Origin of the sequence: Sanyastnella coralliicola, from assembly GCF_030845195.1 — a bacterium.
Lineage (GTDB): Bacteria > Bacteroidota > Bacteroidia > Flavobacteriales_D > Sanyastnellaceae > Sanyastnella > Sanyastnella coralliicola.
Window position 1 is genome coordinate 2,115,947 of the sequence record NZ_CP132543.1, and the last position, 20,554, is coordinate 2,136,500.

15 protein-coding genes are annotated in these 20,554 nt (G+C 46.0%); 7 read left to right on the plus strand and 8 right to left on the minus strand.

Going from position 1 to position 20,554, the window contains the following annotated elements:
* Positions 1 to 3 precede the first annotated feature (3 nt).
* On the plus strand, positions 4 to 1,911 hold the full coding sequence (locus RA156_RS08840; RefSeq protein WP_306639510.1) for an ABC transporter ATP-binding protein: 1,908 nt from the start codon (positions 4 to 6) through the stop codon (positions 1,909 to 1,911).
* Between the two features lie 65 nt (positions 1,912 to 1,976).
* Here the strand turns inward: RA156_RS08840 and RA156_RS08845 are convergent, their stop codons facing one another.
* Together RA156_RS08845 and RA156_RS08850 are read right to left on the minus strand one after the other, a co-directional pair.
* Positions 1,977 to 4,778, minus strand: a complete 2,802-nt coding sequence (locus tag RA156_RS08845; RefSeq protein ID WP_306639511.1) for a choice-of-anchor B family protein — start codon at positions 4,776 to 4,778, stop codon at positions 1,977 to 1,979.
* Positions 4,779 to 4,865: 87 nt separating this feature from the next.
* Complete coding sequence (locus RA156_RS08850; protein ID WP_306639512.1) at positions 4,866 to 5,909, minus strand: retropepsin-like aspartic protease family protein; 1,044 nt, start codon at positions 5,907 to 5,909, stop codon at positions 4,866 to 4,868.
* Between the two features lie 121 nt (positions 5,910 to 6,030).
* Here RA156_RS08850 and RA156_RS08855 point away from each other — a divergent pair, with 121 nt between their 5' ends.
* Both RA156_RS08855 and RA156_RS08860 read left to right on the plus strand, forming a co-directional pair.
* Positions 6,031 to 6,921 (plus strand): TIGR01777 family oxidoreductase, encoded by an 891-nt coding sequence (locus tag RA156_RS08855; protein ID WP_306639513.1) that lies wholly within the window; start codon positions 6,031 to 6,033, stop codon positions 6,919 to 6,921.
* A gap of 62 nt (positions 6,922 to 6,983) precedes the next feature.
* A complete protein-coding gene (locus RA156_RS08860) occupies positions 6,984 to 7,775 on the plus strand; it encodes a hypothetical protein (protein WP_306639514.1) in 792 nt (263 codons plus the stop codon).
* Between the two features lie 103 nt (positions 7,776 to 7,878).
* On the opposite strand, the gene RA156_RS08865 is transcribed toward RA156_RS08860, so the two are convergent.
* The gene (locus RA156_RS08865; RefSeq protein WP_306639515.1) at positions 7,879 to 11,064 is read right to left on the minus strand and encodes a fasciclin domain-containing protein; all 3,186 of its coding nucleotides are present in this window, start codon (positions 11,062 to 11,064) and stop codon (positions 7,879 to 7,881) included.
* Positions 11,065 to 11,473: 409 nt separating this feature from the next.
* On the opposite strand from RA156_RS08865, the gene RA156_RS08870 reads away from it, so the two are divergent.
* Both RA156_RS08870 and RA156_RS08875 read left to right on the plus strand, forming a co-directional pair.
* Positions 11,474 to 12,772 (plus strand): cryptochrome/photolyase family protein, encoded by a 1,299-nt coding sequence (locus RA156_RS08870; protein ID WP_306639516.1) that lies wholly within the window; start codon positions 11,474 to 11,476, stop codon positions 12,770 to 12,772.
* A 13-nt stretch (positions 12,773 to 12,785) separates the two neighbouring features.
* Complete coding sequence (locus tag RA156_RS08875; protein ID WP_306639517.1) at positions 12,786 to 13,844, plus strand: CaiB/BaiF CoA transferase family protein; 1,059 nt, start codon at positions 12,786 to 12,788, stop codon at positions 13,842 to 13,844.
* Between the two features lie 2 nt (positions 13,845 to 13,846).
* Here the strand turns inward: RA156_RS08875 and RA156_RS08880 are convergent, their stop codons facing one another.
* Genes RA156_RS08880 through RA156_RS08900 form a run of 5 tightly spaced genes read right to left on the minus strand, consistent with a single transcriptional unit; the run spans position 13,847 to position 19,552 of the window.
* A complete protein-coding gene (locus RA156_RS08880) occupies positions 13,847 to 14,776 on the minus strand; it encodes a lytic transglycosylase domain-containing protein (RefSeq protein ID WP_306639518.1) in 930 nt (309 codons plus the stop codon).
* A 1-nt stretch (position 14,777) separates the two neighbouring features.
* The gene (locus RA156_RS08885; protein ID WP_306639519.1) at positions 14,778 to 15,833 is read right to left on the minus strand and encodes an MraY family glycosyltransferase; all 1,056 of its coding nucleotides are present in this window, start codon (positions 15,831 to 15,833) and stop codon (positions 14,778 to 14,780) included.
* Positions 15,834 to 16,379 carry a dTDP-4-dehydrorhamnose 3,5-epimerase gene (gene rfbC / locus RA156_RS08890; RefSeq protein ID WP_306639520.1) on the minus strand — a complete coding sequence of 182 codons (546 nt, stop codon included), beginning with the start codon at positions 16,377 to 16,379 and terminating at the stop codon, positions 15,834 to 15,836.
* Positions 16,376 to 18,787 (minus strand): polysaccharide biosynthesis tyrosine autokinase, encoded by a 2,412-nt coding sequence (locus RA156_RS08895; protein WP_306639521.1) that lies wholly within the window; start codon positions 18,785 to 18,787, stop codon positions 16,376 to 16,378. The genes rfbC and RA156_RS08895 overlap by 4 nt, the downstream gene beginning before the upstream one ends.
* A gap of 3 nt (positions 18,788 to 18,790) precedes the next feature.
* Complete coding sequence (locus RA156_RS08900) at positions 18,791 to 19,552, minus strand: polysaccharide biosynthesis/export family protein (protein WP_306639522.1); 762 nt, start codon at positions 19,550 to 19,552, stop codon at positions 18,791 to 18,793.
* Positions 19,553 to 19,671: 119 nt separating this feature from the next.
* On the opposite strand from RA156_RS08900, the gene RA156_RS08905 reads away from it, so the two are divergent.
* Together RA156_RS08905 and RA156_RS08910 are read left to right on the plus strand one after the other, a co-directional pair.
* Positions 19,672 to 20,040, plus strand: a complete 369-nt coding sequence (locus tag RA156_RS08905) for a CoA-binding protein (RefSeq protein ID WP_306639524.1) — start codon at positions 19,672 to 19,674, stop codon at positions 20,038 to 20,040.
* Positions 20,037 to 20,552: a GNAT family N-acetyltransferase gene (locus RA156_RS08910; protein WP_306639526.1), complete on the plus strand. Its 516-nt coding sequence runs from the start codon at positions 20,037 to 20,039 to the stop codon at positions 20,550 to 20,552. The genes RA156_RS08905 and RA156_RS08910 overlap by 4 nt, the downstream gene beginning before the upstream one ends.
* Positions 20,553 to 20,554 lie beyond the last annotated feature (2 nt).

The window sequence follows — 20,554 nt, forward strand, 5'->3', positions numbered from 1 at the left end:
CCTATGAAGGCATTACAGTCGCTCAATAAATACTTCTGGAAATACCGATGGCGTCTTGGCCTCGGCTTCCTTTTCATCATCCTAACGAATCTGTTTGCGGTATACGCACCAGTTTTGATTGGTGAAGGAGTCTCTGTACTTCGCAATGCCAATGAGCGTTATTTCGATCCGCTTCGCACGGCTCGTGCTGAAGATGCTTCATTCAATGCAGATGATCTAGTTACCGGAGAGGATCTAGAACTCCCTGCTAGTTTGCAGTGGATTTCCGAGAATCTGAATTTGGCTAGCGATGCCACAAAAAGCTTGGACACCTTTGACCAAGCACTTATGGCGATTGTGCAAGTGGGTGTCTTACTCGCCTTACTGTACATCGGTACTTATTTGCTGAAAGGACTCTTCTTGTTCTTCACGCGTCAGACCATCATTGTCATGTCACGTTTGATCGAATACGATCAGAAGAACGAGATCTACGATCACTACCAGCGCCTTTCGATGGCCTTCTATAAGAGGAACAATACAGGAGACCTCATGAACAGAATCTCCGAAGATGTCTCCAAGGTCAGGATGTATCTCGGCCCTGCAGTCATGTATACGCTGAACCTCGTTGTCTTGATGATTCTAGTGGTTACCGTGATGTTGATGACTGACGTCGAGCTCACGCTGTATGCTCTACTTCCCCTACCGTTTATGTCGATCTCAATCTATTACGTGAGTAACATCATGAATCGCAGATCTGAGGCTGTTCAACGTCAACAATCGAAGTTGAGTACGATCGTTCAGGAGTCTATTTCCGGAATTCGAGTTCTAAAGGCATACCATCGTCAAGAATATAGCGAGACGAACTTCCAAAAGGAGTCTGATCTCTACAAGGTGAAAGCACTCTCTCAGGTCAAAGTTGACGCGCTATTCATGCCAATCATTGTTTTATTGGTTGGATTGAGTACCATTCTAACGATCTACATCGGTGGACAGAAAGTGATTGCAGGCGAACTTGGAGTAGACAAGATTTTCACCTTCGTATTCTATGTAAACCTGTTGACTTGGCCATTTGCCAGCGTCGGGTGGGTGACTTCCCTCGTTCAGAAAGCAGAAGCTTCTCAAGCCAGAATTAACGAGTTCTTGAAGCAACGTCCTGACATTGAAAACTTCGGCGAGCGCATTCCAGAAATCAAAGGAAATATCGCCTTCAAAAACGTCTCATTCGTCTACCCTGACTCAGGAATCAAGGCGCTTGACAATGTGAGTTTTGAACTAAATGCGGGTGAGACCTTGGCGATTATCGGACGTACAGGAAGCGGGAAATCTACAGTGGCGAATTTGGTCGCTCGTCAATATGACCCTACTGATGGAGAAATCCTGATCGATGGTAAACCGCTACCAAACCACAACCTCTACCAAGTGAGAGAGAATATTGGTTACGTCCCTCAAGAAGTCTTCCTTTTCTCTGAGTCTATATTCAACAACATTAAGTTTGGGGTTGATGACGCTAACGCGGAAGCGGTAGAGCAAGCTGCGAAAGATGCCCAGGTACATGAGAACATCATCGACTTTCCTAAGAAGTATGAGACTGTATTAGGTGAACGTGGCATCAACCTTTCTGGTGGTCAGAAACAGCGTATTTCTATTGCGCGTGCTATCATCAAGAACCCTAGAATCTTGATGTTTGATGATTGCCTTTCGGCAGTCGATACAGAAACTGAGGAAGCGATCCTAAACAACCTGAAGCGTATCATGAACGGACGAAGTTCATTGATTATCTCTCATCGAGTGTCTTCTATTAAACACGCCGATAAGATTCTGGTGATGGATGATGGGAAGATCATTGAACAGGGAGATCACAAGTCATTACTCGATAAAGATGGCGTCTACGCTGAGCTTTATCGCAAGCAGCTGATGGAAGAAGCAGCTTAAAGAAATTACCAAACACAAAAAAGGCACCCCGATGGAGTGCCTTTTTTAATTCTCTTTTCACTGGGTTACGGACAAATCGTTCCGAACAAACCAAGGAAGATCAGAATGTCAGTCGCATTCACGATATCATCATCGTTTAGGTCGGCGTTACAGTTTGAAACACATCCAAAGTCACCCAATACGGTGAGTAGGTCAGATGCATTGATCAAGCCATCATCATTGAAGTCTCCGAAGCAGCTTGCCGGAATCTCTTCTTCTGGATCGATTGTACCGTTACAGTTGTTGTCGATACCTTCGGCTGTTCCTGGTGCTCCAGGGTAAGCCATGTTGTTATCGTCATCACAATCTCCATCTTGAAGAACGAAACCAGCTTGCGGTGCACAGAGTTGAACTGGCATTCCCGCCCCAAATCCGTCATCATCGTTATCAGCATAGTACATCTGTGGTAATACACATGAACCGTCATCACAAAGAGCGCTCATATCGTAGTTACACGCTGCTGGATCTGTACATCCATCTGGAAGCTGACATGATCCATCATCACAGCTAGCTGCCGGATCGTAATTACACGCCGCAGGGTCTGTACACCCATTTGGTAAGATACATGAGCCGTCGTCACAAAGAGCAGTAGCATCGTAGTTACAAGCAGTTGGATTGGTACATCCATCAGGAAGGATACATGAACCATTGTCACACAATGCCATTGGATCGTAGTTACAAGCGCTGGCATCTGTACATCCATCAGGAAGCTGACAAGAGCCATCGTCACAAGTGGCAGCAGGATCGTAGTTACATGCTGCAGCATTCGTACACCCGTCAGGAAGGATACATGAACCATTGTCACAAAGGGCTGCAGGGTCGTAATTACATGCTGTTGCATCCGTACATCCGTCAGGAAGAATACAAGAGCCATCGTCTGTTGTAGCCGCAGGATCGTAGTTACATGCAGTAGGATCAGTACAACCTGAAACATCCACTGGAAGCTCAACACAGAAGTTCTCCGTGATACCACTTCCGAAGTTTGGATCTCCCATAGCCAGGATCACATCTCCTGCGGCATCTAGCACTTGGTAGTTACCGTCTACGGCACAACCAGAAGCAATACCTGAAAGTCCATCACCAAAGCTATCAGCAATGTTCCAGTCGTAGCATCCTGGCTGAAGACAGAAGTCCCAAGTGAATGTGGATTGGTCTGCGAGGGTGTTTCCTGCAACAGTGAAAATGTTATTTCCGGCCGCATCGTTGAGCGTCCAACTCGTTTCTTCTCCCCAACAATCAGTGTCAATCTGAAGTGTGATATCAACACAAGGGTAGGTACAGCTTCCATCGTCAATCGTTGCTGCAGGGTTGTAGTTCGTTGCCGCAGGATCCGTACATCCCAGAACGTCATTCACACAATCCAAGATCATGAAACTCACCTCTGTTCTGTAAGTGAAGAATGCCCCCGCCGCTGAAATTTCAATGTCAAGAGTTCCCGTAACGTCAGGTAAGTTTGATAGTGTAAGCGTGTAGTTACCAGGACCAACTCCGTTAGCCGAGAACGTGGCAGTTGCTCCGGCTGGAAGGCCATTAGACACACTCATGTTGATTGGACCAGCAAAACCGGCATCAAGTACAATATCAATCACCACGTCATCTTCGTAGCAGTAATCCGTTTGAGGCACACTCGCTTCGATGAAGGTTGGGTATAAGAGGAACAGTCCTTCTTCAATATGACTTACCGCTACTACACCTGACTCGAAATATGGGTAGCTACTCCAAGCACCATTGAATGCCGCGGCGTTACTCGCGGGATACAGGTCGAAGAATGCGACCTCGCTCAAGTTAGCGTTGGCAATATCGTCTGTATCGAGAATACGAAGGCCTGCACGATAATTCGCTTGGAACATTAGGTTCCCTTCTGAATACATGTTGTGGTCGATAGCCGCTTCTGTACTGAGGTATTCCCCTATCACTACTGGGTTATCCAAGTCCTGGATATCCCAAATAATCGAACGGGTATTGTTTCCGAAGTTGCTTTCGTCGAGCTCATCACCTAATACAAAGTAGCGATGATCAGGAGTCACCCATCCTTGGTGTGAGTAGGCCACGTTGCTGTATCCAACACGGGCAATTTGTTGCGCATCCGTTGGATCGTCAAGATCTACGATCGTGAATGTATCTTCATTACACGCCATACCGATTTGCTTACCAACGTAGGTAGCATCTGGTCCGTTGTATGTAATGACTTGGGCATCGTGTGTGTATCCATCAGAAGCAAAGTCACCTGCGATCGTCGGGTTCAATGGATCCGAGATATCAACTACGTGGAATCCACCGCTGAAAGTGTTCGTTCCAACACCGTAAGCAAGAGCTACATCAGGATTGATCACGATGTTGTGGGCGTTACCAAATCCGTTGTAGTGCGCATCTTCAGTGAACGTCTCCGGAGGATTCGCTACGTTGCGCAAACGCGTCAAGTCAAAAACTTGCATTCCGTGTCCGCCAGCTTCAGAAACGATGAACGCGTAATCACCATAGGTTTTGATGTCGCGCCAAAGTGAGTTCGTTGTGAAGGTTGGAAGAAAGCCGAGGTGAATCGGGTTCAAAGGATCAGAAATGTCGAAGAAACTCGTCCCATCAGTTCTACCGAGGATAACGTATTCCTTTCCGTCTAGAGCATCTGTCCATCCCCAGATATCATTCATCTCAACACTGGCAGCTGCCCCCATATCAGATTGGGTAGCCGTTCCTAATAGATCAACGTTATCACAAGGATAGATTCCACCAGCGAGTCCGTTCTCACAGGGGATTTGAGCGAAAGCTGCACATGACAACAGCACAAGGCCGATGAGCATCAGCCTTCTAACAAGCAACAAAGGGTTCATGATTAGTCTTGGTTAAAATACCCCTCAAGATACGAAAACCCGAGGAATTATGTATTCATACAAGAACAGCGAACCGGTGTCTATACCTTAATTCTTCAGGATAAGCACTGAACGATCCTCGTCCAACTCCCAATCAAGGAAGCTATTCAAGAAGCTCATACCACAGAGGAAACCTCCTTCTTCCATCACGCCAACTTCTAAGTTGCGAATAACCACGTCTCCAGAAGACATCTCTGGAATGAGGTAGATCGGACATTCAATCATGCTTCCGTCAGCAAGTTGATACGTATCTGAACCTACTCGATCTTTTTCTGAAATCACGCCATCTTCCATGAGCGTTTCGGCGAATGCTTGATCGATGAGCACATCAGAAGCCCCAGTATCTAACAGGTAGTACTTCGTATGGTCACCAATCGTCAACTTAATCTTGTATTGATCGTTGAAGGCACTGAGTTCTACTTCTCGGGTTTCGTTTTCAAAGCTAACTTCACCCGTGTAGTAGTTCAATTCTTCTTCTTCAAGGATACTAGGATCGTCTGCTAGAATCTCAACTACGCAAGGAATCACTACCTCATTAAACACTTCGCTGCTTTCGTCTTCAGCTAGCATTAAATCGCTAAAAGAGTACCCCTTTTCTCTGATCGCGTTGATCGCACAATCGCAATATGCTTCTGCTTGCTCCAAGGTGAAGTATTCTTCATCTCCTTCCATCATTCCATTAACACATGATTGACGTGCCGCTTTCTCAGAAAGGCTGCCTTCTTCCAAGATGTTTTCATCCAACTCGAGATCCGAGATATCATCAATATTCTGAAGAACACACATTTCAATGTGCGGGTAAATATCTTCGCGCATCATGAGCTCAGTCATTCCATCATCACTCTGCGTCGCTGAAATCAATTCTATCGAGGTAATGCGCGGAATCACTTCGTCAGCCATGCATCCACAAATCTCCTTGAACTCTACATTCTTTCCATTGAAATCAACGTATTCTTCACCAGCTGACTTCGCGCAATTCTTGACAAACTGTCGACGCGGACCTAATTCTAGACCATCTTTGGTCTTAATTGTTTGAGTCTGTGCAGAAAAGGCAGAGAGTACAAGGACAAGGAGGAGTACAAGTGGGCGCATAGCTTTCAGATTTGCTCCGGAAGATACGATATAGCACCTTACCTATTCAAGTGGAAACCTAGCAAAACCAGGGCTAGATAAACATTGTTTGACACGAGTTGTTCCATTCAAAAGCAGTGCTATGAATATTGTCATCAGTGGAGGTAGTGGGTTGATCGGTCGTCAATTGACGAAGGCCCTCACGGGTCTAGGACATCACGTCACCATTCTAACACGTTCTCCAGAGAAGTATCAAGGAAGCGAGTTGGTGAGTTATGCGCATTGGTCTCCTTCTTCTTTGAGTGTTGACAAACACGCTATCGCGGAATCGGACGTTGTGATCAACCTCGCGGGTGCCACTGTAGCACAACGATGGACGGAAAAAACCAAGAAAGCGATTCTAGATAGCCGCGTAAATAGCACACGCACCTTGGTCGAAGCCATGAAGGATGGGAAACAACGCGTATTCCTTTCTGCCAGTGCCATAGGCCTCTACCCTTTTGGAGATGATAATTTCAAGGAAGACCATGCCCCAGGCTCGGGTTTTCTATCTGATGTAGTACGTGACTGGGAGACCGAAGCAATGAAAGCAGCCCAAGACGGACATCGAACGGCCTTGATTCGAATCGGGGTTGTGTTAGCAAAAGACGGTGGTGCTTTAGAACGATTAGTTCCCATCTTTAAATTAGGCTTAGGTTCCGCCGTAGGCGACGGTAAACAATGGCAAAGCTGGATTCATATTGATGACTTGGTCAATATCTTCCTTTTTGCTTTAGAAAACAATCTGTCTGGAGCTTACAATGCTGTTGCTCCGAACCCCGTCACCAACGAAGAAATGAGCCGTCAACTAGCCAAAGCACTCGGTAAGCCATTCTGGGCGCCAAATGTTCCAGGCTTCGTGCTCAAAATGATCTTTGGTGATATGTCAGAAGTGATCTTGGGAAGTCAGAAGGTGAGTGCGGAGAAGCTGGAAGATTCTGGGTTCAATTTCTCATTTCCTGACATTGATCAGGCTTTGGACAACCTGTTCTAAATCGAATAACCTCTTATAGATTTTCGTCTAGTTTTGTGACCCAACTAAGCAAAGCTATTCGTATGAAATATCTTCTATCCCTGTTCGCACTATGTCTGTGCGTTCTGGCTCTTGCCCAGAATTCTTCTTCTAGTATTCCACATACATTGATTTCAGATACACCTCCAAAAGGGTATATGGGAATTGGTGCCGGTGTTCTTGTTTTCCGTGATGTCCCTGTAGTTGACGAGATTGGGATCTATGGAGTAGATATTGTTGCTGGATATAACGACTACGAAAAAATAGGAATCCACTTCAAAACTGTTGTTGGCCCATTTCAAGACTTGGTGCCAGAGGTTCGCACTCCAGCTACTTCTACCCTAGTGCAATTTCACGGCGCTTACCACTTTTCTCGCTCGGTAAGTCGACAGCCCATTAACATTACGCTGAAGACTGAAACACAAAGCAATGCGGTTCGAACTACAGAAACTAACTACTACACCAAGCTAGAAACAAACTCGATCAGCTTAATCTCCGTTCGTGGTGGAGGCATCTATGACAACCTATCTATCAGTGGTTTTGTAGGCGGACAATATACTGTGACGAAATACGCCAAAGCAGACTTCGGCAACGCCTATGGAACAAAGTACGGATGGACAGAACTCTCAGGTTACGTAGACCTCATATTCGTCGCATCCCACAATGAACTTCAGGAAAACATCGAAATAGCTGACGGAAGACCTGCTGATCCGGAACTAGGATATCGAATTGGAGCTCAACTGCGCATTTCTGATTTCCTACAATTTCAAGTTGGAATCGGGAAACGCCAGTACAACTTTCTTGAAGCAGGAGGCAGAATCAACTTCGGCCTTTAAAACCAGAATCCCGTAAAAAGAACGGATCAGACGCCGGATGCTTGATACCGGAAACAAAAAGCCCCGCAAATGCGGGGCTTTTCTCTGGTATACTCTCTGATCTTTACTTTACCATAAACTGCTTCGCAGTCAACGTTGTATTATCTGAGATGATAAGTGTGTATAGTCCTACTTCGTAGTCTGATACGTCGATAGTGTTGGCTCCAGTGAATGTACTCTGTGCAACAACACGTCCAGCCTGATCGATTACCGTGTAACGAGATCCAGCATCTACACCTTGAATATTCACGATGTTCTGCGCTGGGTTCGGGTAAACCACGATGTCTGATGCGTTCACTTCATCAACTGATGTTGGAGGTGTCAATACAGCATCAATTACGTGTACTACTCCGTTGTCTGCTACCAGGTCAGCAGTCGTTACGTTCGCGTCATTCACCATCACCATTTCACCAGTGATAGAGATAACTACGTCTTCTCCTTGCAATGTCTCAACAGCTTGGCCGTCGGTTAGGTCTCCAGAAAGGGCGTTTACTCCTGCTACGTGGTATAGAAGAATGTTCGCCAAAGCTCCTTCAGGATCTGCTAGAAGATCATCGAGCAATCCGTCAGGAAGGTTTCCGAATGCCTCATCTGTTGGTGCGAATACCGTGAACGGTCCGTCCTCAGAAAGGTCATCATCCAAACCTGCTGCGATAACCGCAGTTTCTAGAATCTCGTGGTCTTCAGAAGCTACGATGATATCTACTACCGTTGCTGGGTTTGGCGCTGGTGGAAGAAGAACAGCGTCGATAACGTGTACTACTCCGTTCTCTGCTTCTAGGTCAGCAATTGTTACCATCGCGTCGTTGATCATCACTACATCTCCGTCGATAGATACTTCTACGTCTGGTCCGAGTAGTGTCTCGATCATTTGTCCGTCAGATAGGTCTGCTGCGAACGCTTCGTCACCTACTACGTGGTAAAGAAGTACGTCAGCTAGAGCTCCCGTTGGATCAGCAAGAAGATCATCCAATGCTCCATCAGGTAGGTTCTCGAACGCTGCGTCTGTCGGTGCAAATACAGTGAACGGTCCGTCTCCTGAAAGATCGTCGTCTAGTTCTGCTGCGATAACTGCAGTTTCTAGTGTCTCGTGTACAGGTGACTCAACGATGATATCTACTACTGTTGCAGGAATTACTGGTGGAAGAAGAACCGCGTCAATGACGTGTACTACTCCGTTGTCAGCTTCCAAGTCAGTGATTGTTACCATCGCATCGTTGATCATTACCATCTCGCCATCGATAGATACTTCTACGTCTGGTCCGAGTAGTGTCTCGATCATTTGTCCGTCAGATAGGTCTGCTGCGAATGCTGCGTCTCCAACTACGTGGTATAGCAATACATCTGCAAGCGCTCCTGTTGGGTCTGCCAATAGTGCGTCGAGCGCTCCTTCTGGAAGGTTGTCAAACGCCTCATCTGTTGGTGCAAATACTGTGAATGGTCCGTCTCCTGAAAGATCGTCATCCAATTCCGCTGCGATAACCGCAGTTTCTAGTGTCTCGTGTACATCAGAGTTCACAATGATTTCAACTACTGTTGCTGGTAGTGGCGCTGGTGGAAGAAGAACCGCGTCAATGACGTGTACTACTCCGTTGTCAGCTTCTAGGTCAGCAATTGTTACCATCGCATCGTTGATCATAACCATCTCGCCATCGATAGATACTTCTACGTCTGGTCCGAGTAGTGTCTCGATCATTTGTCCGTCAGATAGGTCTGCTGCGAATGCTGCGTCTCCAACTACGTGGTATAGCAATACATCTGCAAGCGCTCCTGTTGGATCTGCCAATAGTGCGTCAAGCGCTCCTTCCGGAAGGTTATCAAACGCCTCATCCGTTGGTGCGAATACTGTGAATGGTCCGTCTCCTGAAAGGTCGTCATCTAGCTCAGCTGCGATAACCGCAGTTTCTAGTGTCTCGTGTACGTCAGAGTTCACGATGATTTCAACTACTGTTGCCGGTAGTGGTGCTGGTGGTAGAAGAACCGCATCAATTACGTGTACTACTCCGTTGTCAGCTTCCAAGTTTGCGATAGTTACCATCGCGTCGTTGATCATTACCATCTCACCATCGATAGATACTTCTACGTCTGGTCCGAGTAGTGTCTCGATCATTTGTCCATCAGAAAGAGCGTCTGAAAGAACTGCTCCTGATGCTACGTGGTAAAGCAATACGTCTGCTAGTGCTCCTGTTGGGTCTGCCAATAGTGCGTCGAGCGCTCCTTCTGGAAGGTTATCAAACGCTGCATCTGTTGGTGCGAATACTGTGAATGGTCCGTCTCCTGAAAGGTCGTCATCTAGCTCAGCTGCGATAACTGCAGTTTCTAGTGTCTCGTGTACGTCAGAGTTCACGATGATTTCAACTACTGTTGCCGGTAGTGGTGCTGGTGGTAGAAGAACTGCATCAATTACGTGTACTACTCCGTTATCAGCTTCCAAGTTTGCGATAGTTACCATCGCGTCGTTGATCATTACCATCTCACCATCGATAGATACTTCTACGTCTGGTCCGAGTAGCGTCTCGATCATTTGTCCATCAGAAAGAGCATCTGAAAGAACTGCTCCTGATGCTACGTGGTAAAGCAATACGTCTGCTAGTGCTCCTGTTGGGTCTGCCAACAATGCGTCGAGCGCTCCTTCTGGAAGGTTATCAAACGCTGCATCTGTCGGTGCAAATACTGTGAATGGTCCGTCTCCTGAAAGATCGTCGTCAAGTTCCGCCGCGATAACTGCAGTTTCTAGTGTCTCGTGTACATCAGAACCAACGATGATTTCAACTACTGTCGCCGGTAGTGGCGCAGGTGGAAGAAGTACTGCGTCAATTACATGTACTACTCCGTTTGTAGCTGGAAGGTTTGCAATGGTAACGACGGCATCATTGATCATGACCATCATTCCATCAAAAGATACTGTTACGTCTTCACCAAGTAGTGTACTTAGTGCGCCTTCCATTAGGTCAGTGCTTTCTAAGTCTCCTCCGTGTACGTGGTAAAGAAGAACGTCTGCCAAAGCTCCAGTTGGATCAGCAAGTAATCCATCCAATGCTCCGTCAGGTAATGCTTCAAATGCTGCATCTGTTGGTGCGAAAACCGTGAATGGTCCTTCGCCTGACAGATCATCATCTAGCTCAGCGGCAATCACTGCCGTTTCGAGTGTCTCATGAACGTCGCTGTCGACGATCACGTTCACTACTGTTTGTGCTGACAACGAAATCGTTGCGAGCAATAAAGTAAAGGTGTAGAGAAACCGTTTCATGAAAATTGTTTAAATGGTTTGAGCACTCATAACATGAAGGGGCTTCCTTTTGTTTAATCTTTTTTCTTTTTCGTTAAACAATAATTGAGATTTCAATTAGCCTTAGTGTATTAAATACCTGTTCCCACACAGGGTTTAAAAGAACACTTCGAGGGTATAAATTGCACAAAACAAGACTCTAGATTGATACACTTAGTGAGTAACCACCGATCTACTCCTTGCAATAATTGGAAACATCCGAGGTAATTTTTTATGAAATTTCTTTCCAAATGAACTTCTGACTCAAGTCGCTGTTGTTCATGCAGCAGGCGGGAAACCGCTTAGCGATCGTAAGGTGTTAAATCAATCATTTGATTTTGGACGATAGCCCGGTCTAGGCCGGGCTATTATCTTTTTACATTGTATCGTAATGGCTGAAGCTATAAATATTTTCTGGCACCGTCGAGATCTGCGCATTGAAGACAACGCTGGTCTTTATAAGGCCCTATCCAATGGGACACCTGTTCAACCGGTGTTCATTTTTGATAAGGAAATCCTTGACAAACTACCTGCATCAGATGCACGTGTGGATTTCATACACCAGGAACTATATCGACTCACCAAGGAATACGAGAAAGCAGGAGGTAGTCTTCACGTATACTATGGTACTCCCAATGAGGTCTGGCCACAAATCTTGATAGATTACCCTGTCGCTAAGGTTTTCTGTAATCGTGACTATGAACCGTATGCCTTAGAAAGAGACAAGAGTATCTTCAGTTTTCTGCAGAACAAAGAAATTCCTTTCATAGGCAGCAAAGACCATGTGATCTTCGAGAAGTCTGAAGTCGTTAAAGACGATGGATCGCCTTACACCGTTTTCACTCCTTACATGAAGAAGTGGAAAAAGACACTTGTTTCAGGTCAGTACGATCCTTTTGATTCCAAAGGAGCCTTAGATCAGCTTCACACTGGCGCCACTTCTCAACTTCCAAGTCTCGCATCAATGGGCTTTGAGGAAACTTCAACAGAATTCCCCGGTCGTGAGGTTGATTCGGAGTTGCTCGAAGTTTATGGCGACAAGCGCGATATACCATCAATCAAGGGTACTTCACGTTTGAGTTTACACCTTCGTTTTGGTACAGTCTCTATTCGTTCGCTAGCGCGGAAGGGGACGATGTATAGCGAGAAGTGGCTCAATGAATTGATCTGGCGCGACTTTTACCAGATGCTCATCTTTCATTTCCCTCACTCGGTAGATAAAGCATTCAAAGCCAAATACGATCTGATTCCTTGGGATAACAACGAAGACCACTTCAATGCATGGTGCGCAGGTAAAACGGGTTACCCAATTGTAGATGCGGGTATGCGCGAGTTGAATGCCACTGGATTCATGCATAACCGTGTGCGTATGATCGTTGCAAGCTTCCTCACAAAGCACTTGCTGATTGATTGGCGCTGGGGAGAACGATACTTTGCTGAGAAACTCCTAGACTTTGAGCTGGCCAGTAATGTTGGTGGATGGCAATGGGCCGCGAGCAGCGGGGCTGACGCCGCTCCTTACTTCCGTGTATTCAATCCTGAATCACAGCAAAAGAAGTTTGATCCGGAATTCAAGTATATCCGACGATGGGTACCGGAATACGGCACCCCGAGCTACCCACAACCTATCGTAGAACATAAATCAGCTCGTCAACGAGCAATTGACACCTATAAGGAAGCCCTTTCATAGTTACATTTGAACTGTGAAAGAACTCGAACACCTTAAAGTACTTGACCTTTCAAGTGTACTCGCCGGACCTTCAGTTGGCAGTTTCTTCGCTGAACTAGGAGCTCACGTTATAAAAGTGGAAAAGCCAGGAGGTGATGTCACCCGCAATTGGCGATTGCCAGATGAATCATCAGAAGGTGTTTCTGCTTACTATGCGAGTGTGAACTACGGCAAGGAAGTTCACTATCTGGATCTAAGAGAGCCGAGCGCACAGCAACAGATTCATCGTTGGATGGAAGACTGCGATGTACTCATTGAGAATTACAAGCATGCCGACTTAGAGAAATTCGGTCTCACTCCAGAAAGTATCGCCTCTCTTCACCCCCATCTTGTTCATTGTCATCTTCAAGGTTTTGAATTCACTCTCGACCGGGTTGCTTACGACGTTGTGTTGCAAGCCGAAACGGGTTTCATGTATATGAATGGATCGCCCAGCTCAGGGCCGATTAAAATGCCTGTCGCTCTGATTGACGTGCTTGCTGCGCATCAGATGAAGCAAAGTATACTACTCGGTTTATATCAACGAGAACGGACAGGGAAAGGAAGTTCATTCAACGTTTCGCTCGAGGGCTCTGCCCTGGCCGCATTAGTGAATCAAGCGAGCAATTATTTAATGGTGGGTCATGTTGCTCAACCATTGGGTACACAGCACCCTAACATCGCTCCTTACGGAGATCTTTACATCAGTCACGATAACAAATGGATCGTTCTTGCCATTGGCAGCGACCGACAGTTTGAAAAGATGGTTACGCATCTCGGCGCACCAGGATTAGCGAGTGACAGCCGCTTCCAAACCAACCCGCAACGCGTGAGTCATCGTCAAGCATTAAATGAAGTATTGGCTCGATTGTTTGCTCAACAGCAAGCAGCCCCATTCCTCGAATGGTGTCATGAAAATTTCGTCCCAGCAGGGAGCATTCGTTCCATGGATGAAGTATGCGATTCCGCGCTAGCGAAATCAATGAAACTAGAAGAAGAACAGGAAGGAATGATGACCACCCGATTGTCTTCGGTGGCATTCAAGCGCAACTGATTCTATTCAGCAGGAAGAATAATCTCGTACTCCTTTTTGTATTTGTTCGTTAGCGAAGCCTTGCGCAACCATGGATTCATGGTTTTCAAGATGTTGTAATTCACCCCTTGATCTTTCGCGTACGAAGCAAAATCGGCAACGGCTGAGTCAAGCATCACAGTGCGTGTCTCGTATGGCTCGTAAAGGTCTTTTGGACGAAGAACGAATCCGTAATCTCCGCTATTATTCAAGATCTCTTTGATGGCCAAAATGCGGTAAACGTAACGTCCGGTCTCTTGATTCAAAAGAAGATCCCAATACTCATCTACTTGCTGGTTTTTGAGCTGCTTATTCACACCGCCCATACCCATGTTGTATGAAGCTGCCACCAAGGCCCAATCTCCATATTTCTCGTAAGCATCAAGGAGGTATTGACACGCCGCTTCAGTCGATTTCTCAACATGGTAACGCTCATCCACCTCGCTGGTAATTTCTAGTCCATAGCTCTCACCAGTGGTCTTCATGAACTGCCAAAACCCTGTTGCTCCTGCAGGAGAAACGGCATTGGTCAAGCCACTTTCAATCACTGCGAGGTACTTGAAGTCATCAGGCACACCATTCTTTTCAAGGATTGGCTCAATGACCGGAAACCAGCGATTCGCGCGCTTGAAAGTCAAGAATGTATTGCTATGCCAATAGGTATTCACCAACAACTCGCGATCAAGTTTCTCGCGCACACCGAAGGTTTCCATAGGCACTCGTTCACCTGCGAAATACACTTCTTCTGGGGTCGCTAGACTAAAGACCTTGTAGTTTTCTTCAACATGATCTTTGTACATCTCATCTGCCTTTCGTTCAGGAATCGGCTTGGAATACCCCATGAGGAAGTAAGCGATTAGAAGAACTCCTGCCACTGATAAGGTAGTGGTCAAAAAACGGATAGAGCGTGTCATATTAATAGGTGTATTTTCCCTTGTGTAGGTTCTTACGAGATACGATGAAGAAAGATATAAAAACGAGTAGCATGTATAGTACGACTCCTAATAACCAACGTGTAATTCCTTCTTTAGTATACGTGAGCAAAAAGATTGCCAACGAAGCATTCAGGATATTCCAAACGAAGTAAATAAAGGCGATCAAATTGTCTTTCAAACCTAGATAAGACAGGTTGTGCGTGGTATGATCACGACCACCAACAAAAGGAGATCTCTTTGACATCAACCGACTTGAAGTAACCACCGCCGTATCACATAGTGTTGTGAAACACAGTAAGATCAGCCCCACAAAAAGTGAAGCCCCTCCTGCCGGAATAAAGCTCAACTCTCCTTGGGCATATACCAATGTCATTGCTGCTACCAGCACTCCAATCAGCTGACTACCGCTATCCCCCATATACATCGAGGAAGGATGCCAGTTGAAGACGAGAAAAGCGCCGATGGTGAGCATCATTCCCAAGCAAATCAGCGACACCACTGACCCCGTAGGAAGCGCAAACCAAATGGCACCTAAAATCGTTAGGGCCACCGAAGAAGAAACACCATCCATGTTGTCTAACATGTTCAGAGAATTCATCAAGGTAATCACCCAGAGCACCGTGAAGAACATGTCTAGTGCCCTTCCAACTCCTAAGTCGATCGTAATTCCGCCGAAGGCGAGAATCAAACCACAAGCAATCTGTGCTAAGAACTTCAATAACGGTTTCGTATTGAAAGCATCATCGGCCAAGCCCATGACAAACCCTAACGTCGAAGCGATGAGAATGGCTACTTGAGCAGACATGGGCATCACTGGGTCATCTATGACAAGCGCCGCGAATAGGAAGGAAAAGAGAAAGCCAGTAAAGAATGAAATCCCGCCAATAGTAGGCTTCGTTTGCGCACTCCAACGAACTTGGAGTTTTGCCTCTTGATTCTTGGTCCCTAAAGTTCGAAGAAAACGCAGGAGCAATCCATTCACAGCTATTGACAGCGCAAAGGCACAAAGAATGAAGAGTCCAGTGGCTAGTGTCATTTAGAACGGACTTTCATATTCAGTCCATCCTGGTGCATCTGCATCTTTCTCGCTAATCAACGGTTCTTCCACACCCCAATCGATGGCTAGAATAGGATCATTCCATCGCAAGGTTCGTTCGCATTCAGGAGCGTAGTATCCTGTGCATTTATAGCTGAACACCGTATCATCTTCAAGGGTCAAAAACCCATGGGCAAAGCCCGGAGGAATCCAGAACTGAAGCTTATTCTCCTCGCTTAGCAACACCATGTGATGCTGTCCGAACGTAGGGGATTCTTTGCGCAGGTCAACAGCTACGTCGAATGCTTTCCCTCTAGAAACGCGCACTAATTTCCCTTGTGGAACTGGTGGTTCTTGAAAATGTAAACCGCGCACAGTGTAGGCTTTGGAAAGCGACTCGTTGTCTTGAACGAATGTAACGTCTAGTCCTGTTGCCTCATGAAATCGGCGATCATTGAATGGCTCGAAGAAGTACCCTCTATCATCCCGGAAGACCGATGGTTCGATGACTAACAAACCTTCGATCGGTGTCGAACTTACCTTCATTTCTTTCTTCGCTTGAGTATTCCTTTCTTCTTCGGTTGTTTTTCGTCGTAATAGCCGTAGCCATATCCAGTTCCATAGCCGTATCCATAGCCGTACCCATAGTTATATGCGTACTTGTTACGGTCGAAGTCTACACCATTCAAAATGACAGACAACTTCGAGATTTGATTCTCATTGATCAGACGATCAACATTCTGGATAAACTTCTTCTTACTGTAGTCTGAACGGAAGATGTACAATGGGAAATCAGCCTTGTTGATAATGGCGATTCCATCGGTCACCAATCCAACCGGCGGTGTATCAATGATGACCATATCGTACTCTTTCATGAGCGACTCAATCACCTCATCCATCTTCTTGCTAATGATCAACTCACTTGGGTTCGGTGGAATAGGCCCAGCCGTAATGAAATCAAGGTTGTCAAGCTGACTCTTGCGAATGCACTCTTCGATACTGGTTCGTCCGATAAGAATGGTACTCATCCCACGATCGTTGTCAACCTCGAATCCTTTGTGAATCTTCGGCTTACGCATGTCAAGATCAATCACAACCACACGCTTGCCACTAAAAGCAATGATTCCAGCTAAGTTGAGCGCGATGAAGGTCTTCCCCTCTCCACTAATGGTAGAGGTTACTGCAGCGATCTTTGGTCCATCCTCATTATTGAGGAACTGCATGTTTGTGCGAATCGTTCGGAACGATTCTGCAATGAGCGACTTCGGGTTTCTATCTACCAAAAGCATAGAAACGGGAACGTTCTCCTTGTACTTCGGGATCACCCCAAGAGTGCTAATCGAAGCATTCGAAAGACGCACCACCTCATTCAATGAAGTGATTTCATTGTGCAATAGATAGCGCACTGAAATGAAGATAAAACTCAACAGGAGCCCCGCCAAGAAGAACGAGATTAAGATCAAGTTTCGCTTCGGTGCAATTGGTGTCTGCGGCAGTCGAGCCTCTTCGAGGATTTGATTCTGAGTAACAAACCCCTCTTTGGAAATTCGGTATTCAATGCGCTTTTCCAGAAGCATCGTGTAATACTTCTCATTGATATTGAATAAACGCTCTAGACGTGCAAACTCAAGCTCTTTGGTTGGCAAATCGTAGTACACTTCTTCAATCTCTTTCAGCTGCGCGTAGAGCTCATCTTTGCGCGCGCCAATCTTTTCTCGCATCGCATCAATCGTCTTCACGATGATCTCTTTCTGGATTCCAATCTGATACTCGAGTGATTGTACCTTATTGTTTTCTTCGGTAACCCGGAATAGGGCTTCTTCCTTTGCGAGAAGTAGTCGTTCGAGAGTTTCTAAAAGTCCACTCAATGCACTCTCATACTGGCTTCCGGCAACGAGAGGAACGAGGTTGTAGATCTCTATTTCTGTTGAACTCTTTTCAGTAAGCGACTCCACTTCATTGAGGAGTTTCTCTTCCACCTCCAACTGAATCACACGCGTTTCAAGGTCCGTCAAGCGATTGAGGTATACCCCTGAAATACTTTGTAGATCTGTGATCTTGTTCGACTGCTTGTACTGGTTCAGAAGGATCTCAGAATTCTTCAAGCGCTCGAATACCGTATCGATTTGCGCATCAATAAAGTTCAGGATATTCTCATCTGAGCGCTGGCGCTTCTCTAGATCGAAACGAATGAATTCAGAGGACAAGGCACTCACAAAGTCTTTCGCGAGGTAAGGGTTGTTGTCTTTGTACGAGATCTGAACCGTCTTCGCCGTGTTATTGAGGATGCGAATGTCTAGACCTCCGGCGAATCGATTCGCCAAGGTTTTCATGTTGTTTAGGCGGAAGTACAGCTCGTACTCCTCAATTGAAGCCCTCAGCGCCTTTTCATTGACGATGACAACGTTCAACACCATGCCATCGAAAGTCACTGGGGTACCTGGACTACCAGAGTACTTTTCACCTCCTACCAGAAGATCAAAGTTCAGGTCTTGATCGAACTCCACAACCATAGTACGGTTGATGAAGCGGTCATTCCAGATGCTATCGATTTCAACACGATATGGCGAAAGTATATAGTGCTCATTGGTCAGGATCTCCCCTTTCGCGAAGTACGAGATCTCTACCGGCATGTTTTCGAGGGTCTTCTGAATGAGAAGCTTCGAACGAATAAGCTCTACCCGGCCATCAATGCTGTTATCTTCAGTCAGTGTATTAACGTTTAACACACGGTTTGCGCTGTCGTCTTCACCTAATTGAAGAATGGCTTTTGCTTGATAAGTTTCAGGCGTATATCGCAGATAAAGGAAGCCCGTTACCAGGGCAACGACAATCATCGTTACCATCCATGGCAGCGATTTTTTGAGAATATGAATGAAGAGCCCGAGATCGAACTCATAGGAGAAGTTGGTTAACCTCTCTTTGTATTCATCAAAATTCTTGTCTTCCTGCATGGGTTAGAATGCCCCTTGTAGAATGGCATAAATCAGCGCAATCCCTGACACCAAGGTCACGTACGGCGCCAAATCAGACATGACCTCGCTGGCAATTTCAGGTACTGGCTCAACATAAATGACATCGTTGGCTTGCACCACCATGCTAGCGAATTCAACACCTTCGATGGTAGAGAGATCCATCAGATAGATTTCACGTCGATCATCATAGTATCGAATAAGTTTCACCTTTCGAGCGTCTGCTCGTTGTGCAAGTCCACCAGCGAGAGCGATCGCTTCGATCACTGTGGTATTGGTGTTTTGAAGTGTAATCACAGCCGCCTGACTTCCCGTTCCAGGGAATACAATCACGCGGTTATTCAGTACCTGAACGAAGGCAAAAGGCTCTACATAGTAATCTGAGTAGAGCTGTTCCAACAACTCTTCACACTCATTCAAGGTCAGCCCTGCTACCTCTACTTCACCGAGTTCCGGTAGCTCAACCATCCCATCAACTTCAACCAAGAAGTTTGTTGTCAAGAAGTTAGCGTACTGCTGAGCATCTCCTGTACCCGCCGTAATGTCAAGTAGCTTCGCTCCGTCGTTCGCAAACAGTCGCACCAACAACATGTCGTTTGGAGAAATCTTGTACTCCGTAATCTCTGCAGAATCAGTTGGTGGGCTATCGTAAACGTAGTCATGATCAGTCTTGAACATGACATTTCTGTTGATGGTACAGCTGGCTAGCGCCGCAACTACTGCAATAAGAAGCAATCCGTATTTCATTCGGCCGGAATAAATGGTTCGTTCGAGAACAAATGTAACGAATGCAAGGTAGCAAAGCTGAGGAATGATCGTGACCGCTTTGTGACCAACTGTGAACAAGGCGTTCGTAATTTTGCATTATGAATAGAACAGTAGTCATTGGAGCTAGTCCGAATCCAGGTAGATACAGCTACATCGCAACGGAGCGATTGAAAGAATATGGAGAAGAAGTATTCCCCATCGGTATTCGTGACGGACACATCGGCGGTGATAAGATTATCACTACTCGTCCTCTACTTGAGAATATCGATACGGTGACCTTATATGTTGGACCAAGGAATCAATCTTCTTGGTTCGATTATATACTTCAGCTAGCGCCGAAACGGGTAATCTTTAATCCAGGCACAGAAAACGAAGAGCTGTATCGAATTCTCGAAGAAAACGGCATTAAATATGAAATAGCTTGTACCTTGGTGCTCCTATCCACGGGTAGCTATTCAGCCGCATGAAACTTCAAGGACAACGCTCATTTTTACGCGCCGTAGAACCACATGATGTCAACCACTTTTTCAAGTGGGAAAATGACACTGATAACTGGTTGGTGAGCGGCACCACCTCCCCTTTCAGTCGCAACGATCTCGAAAAGTACATTCGAGGCATTCGCGATGTCTATGCAGATCGTCAGCTCAGATTAGTTATCTGCACAGAAGAACGTCCGGTAGGTGCGATTGACCTCTTTGATTTTGACCCTACACATTTAAGAGCAGGTGTTGGCATTCTGATTGGCGAGAAAGAAGAACGGGAACAAGGTGTGGCTTACGATGCGCTCACCACACTAATTGAGTATGGTTTCGATGTACTCCATTTGCATCAGATTTATGCTAACATTCCTGCCAATAACCACGCCAGTGTTGCGTTGTTCGAGAAAGCTGGATTTGAATTGACGGCAACTCGAAAGCAGTGGCTCAAAGGCTCTGACGGATACATCGACGAACTGTTTTACCAGTTGATCAAGAAATAGGA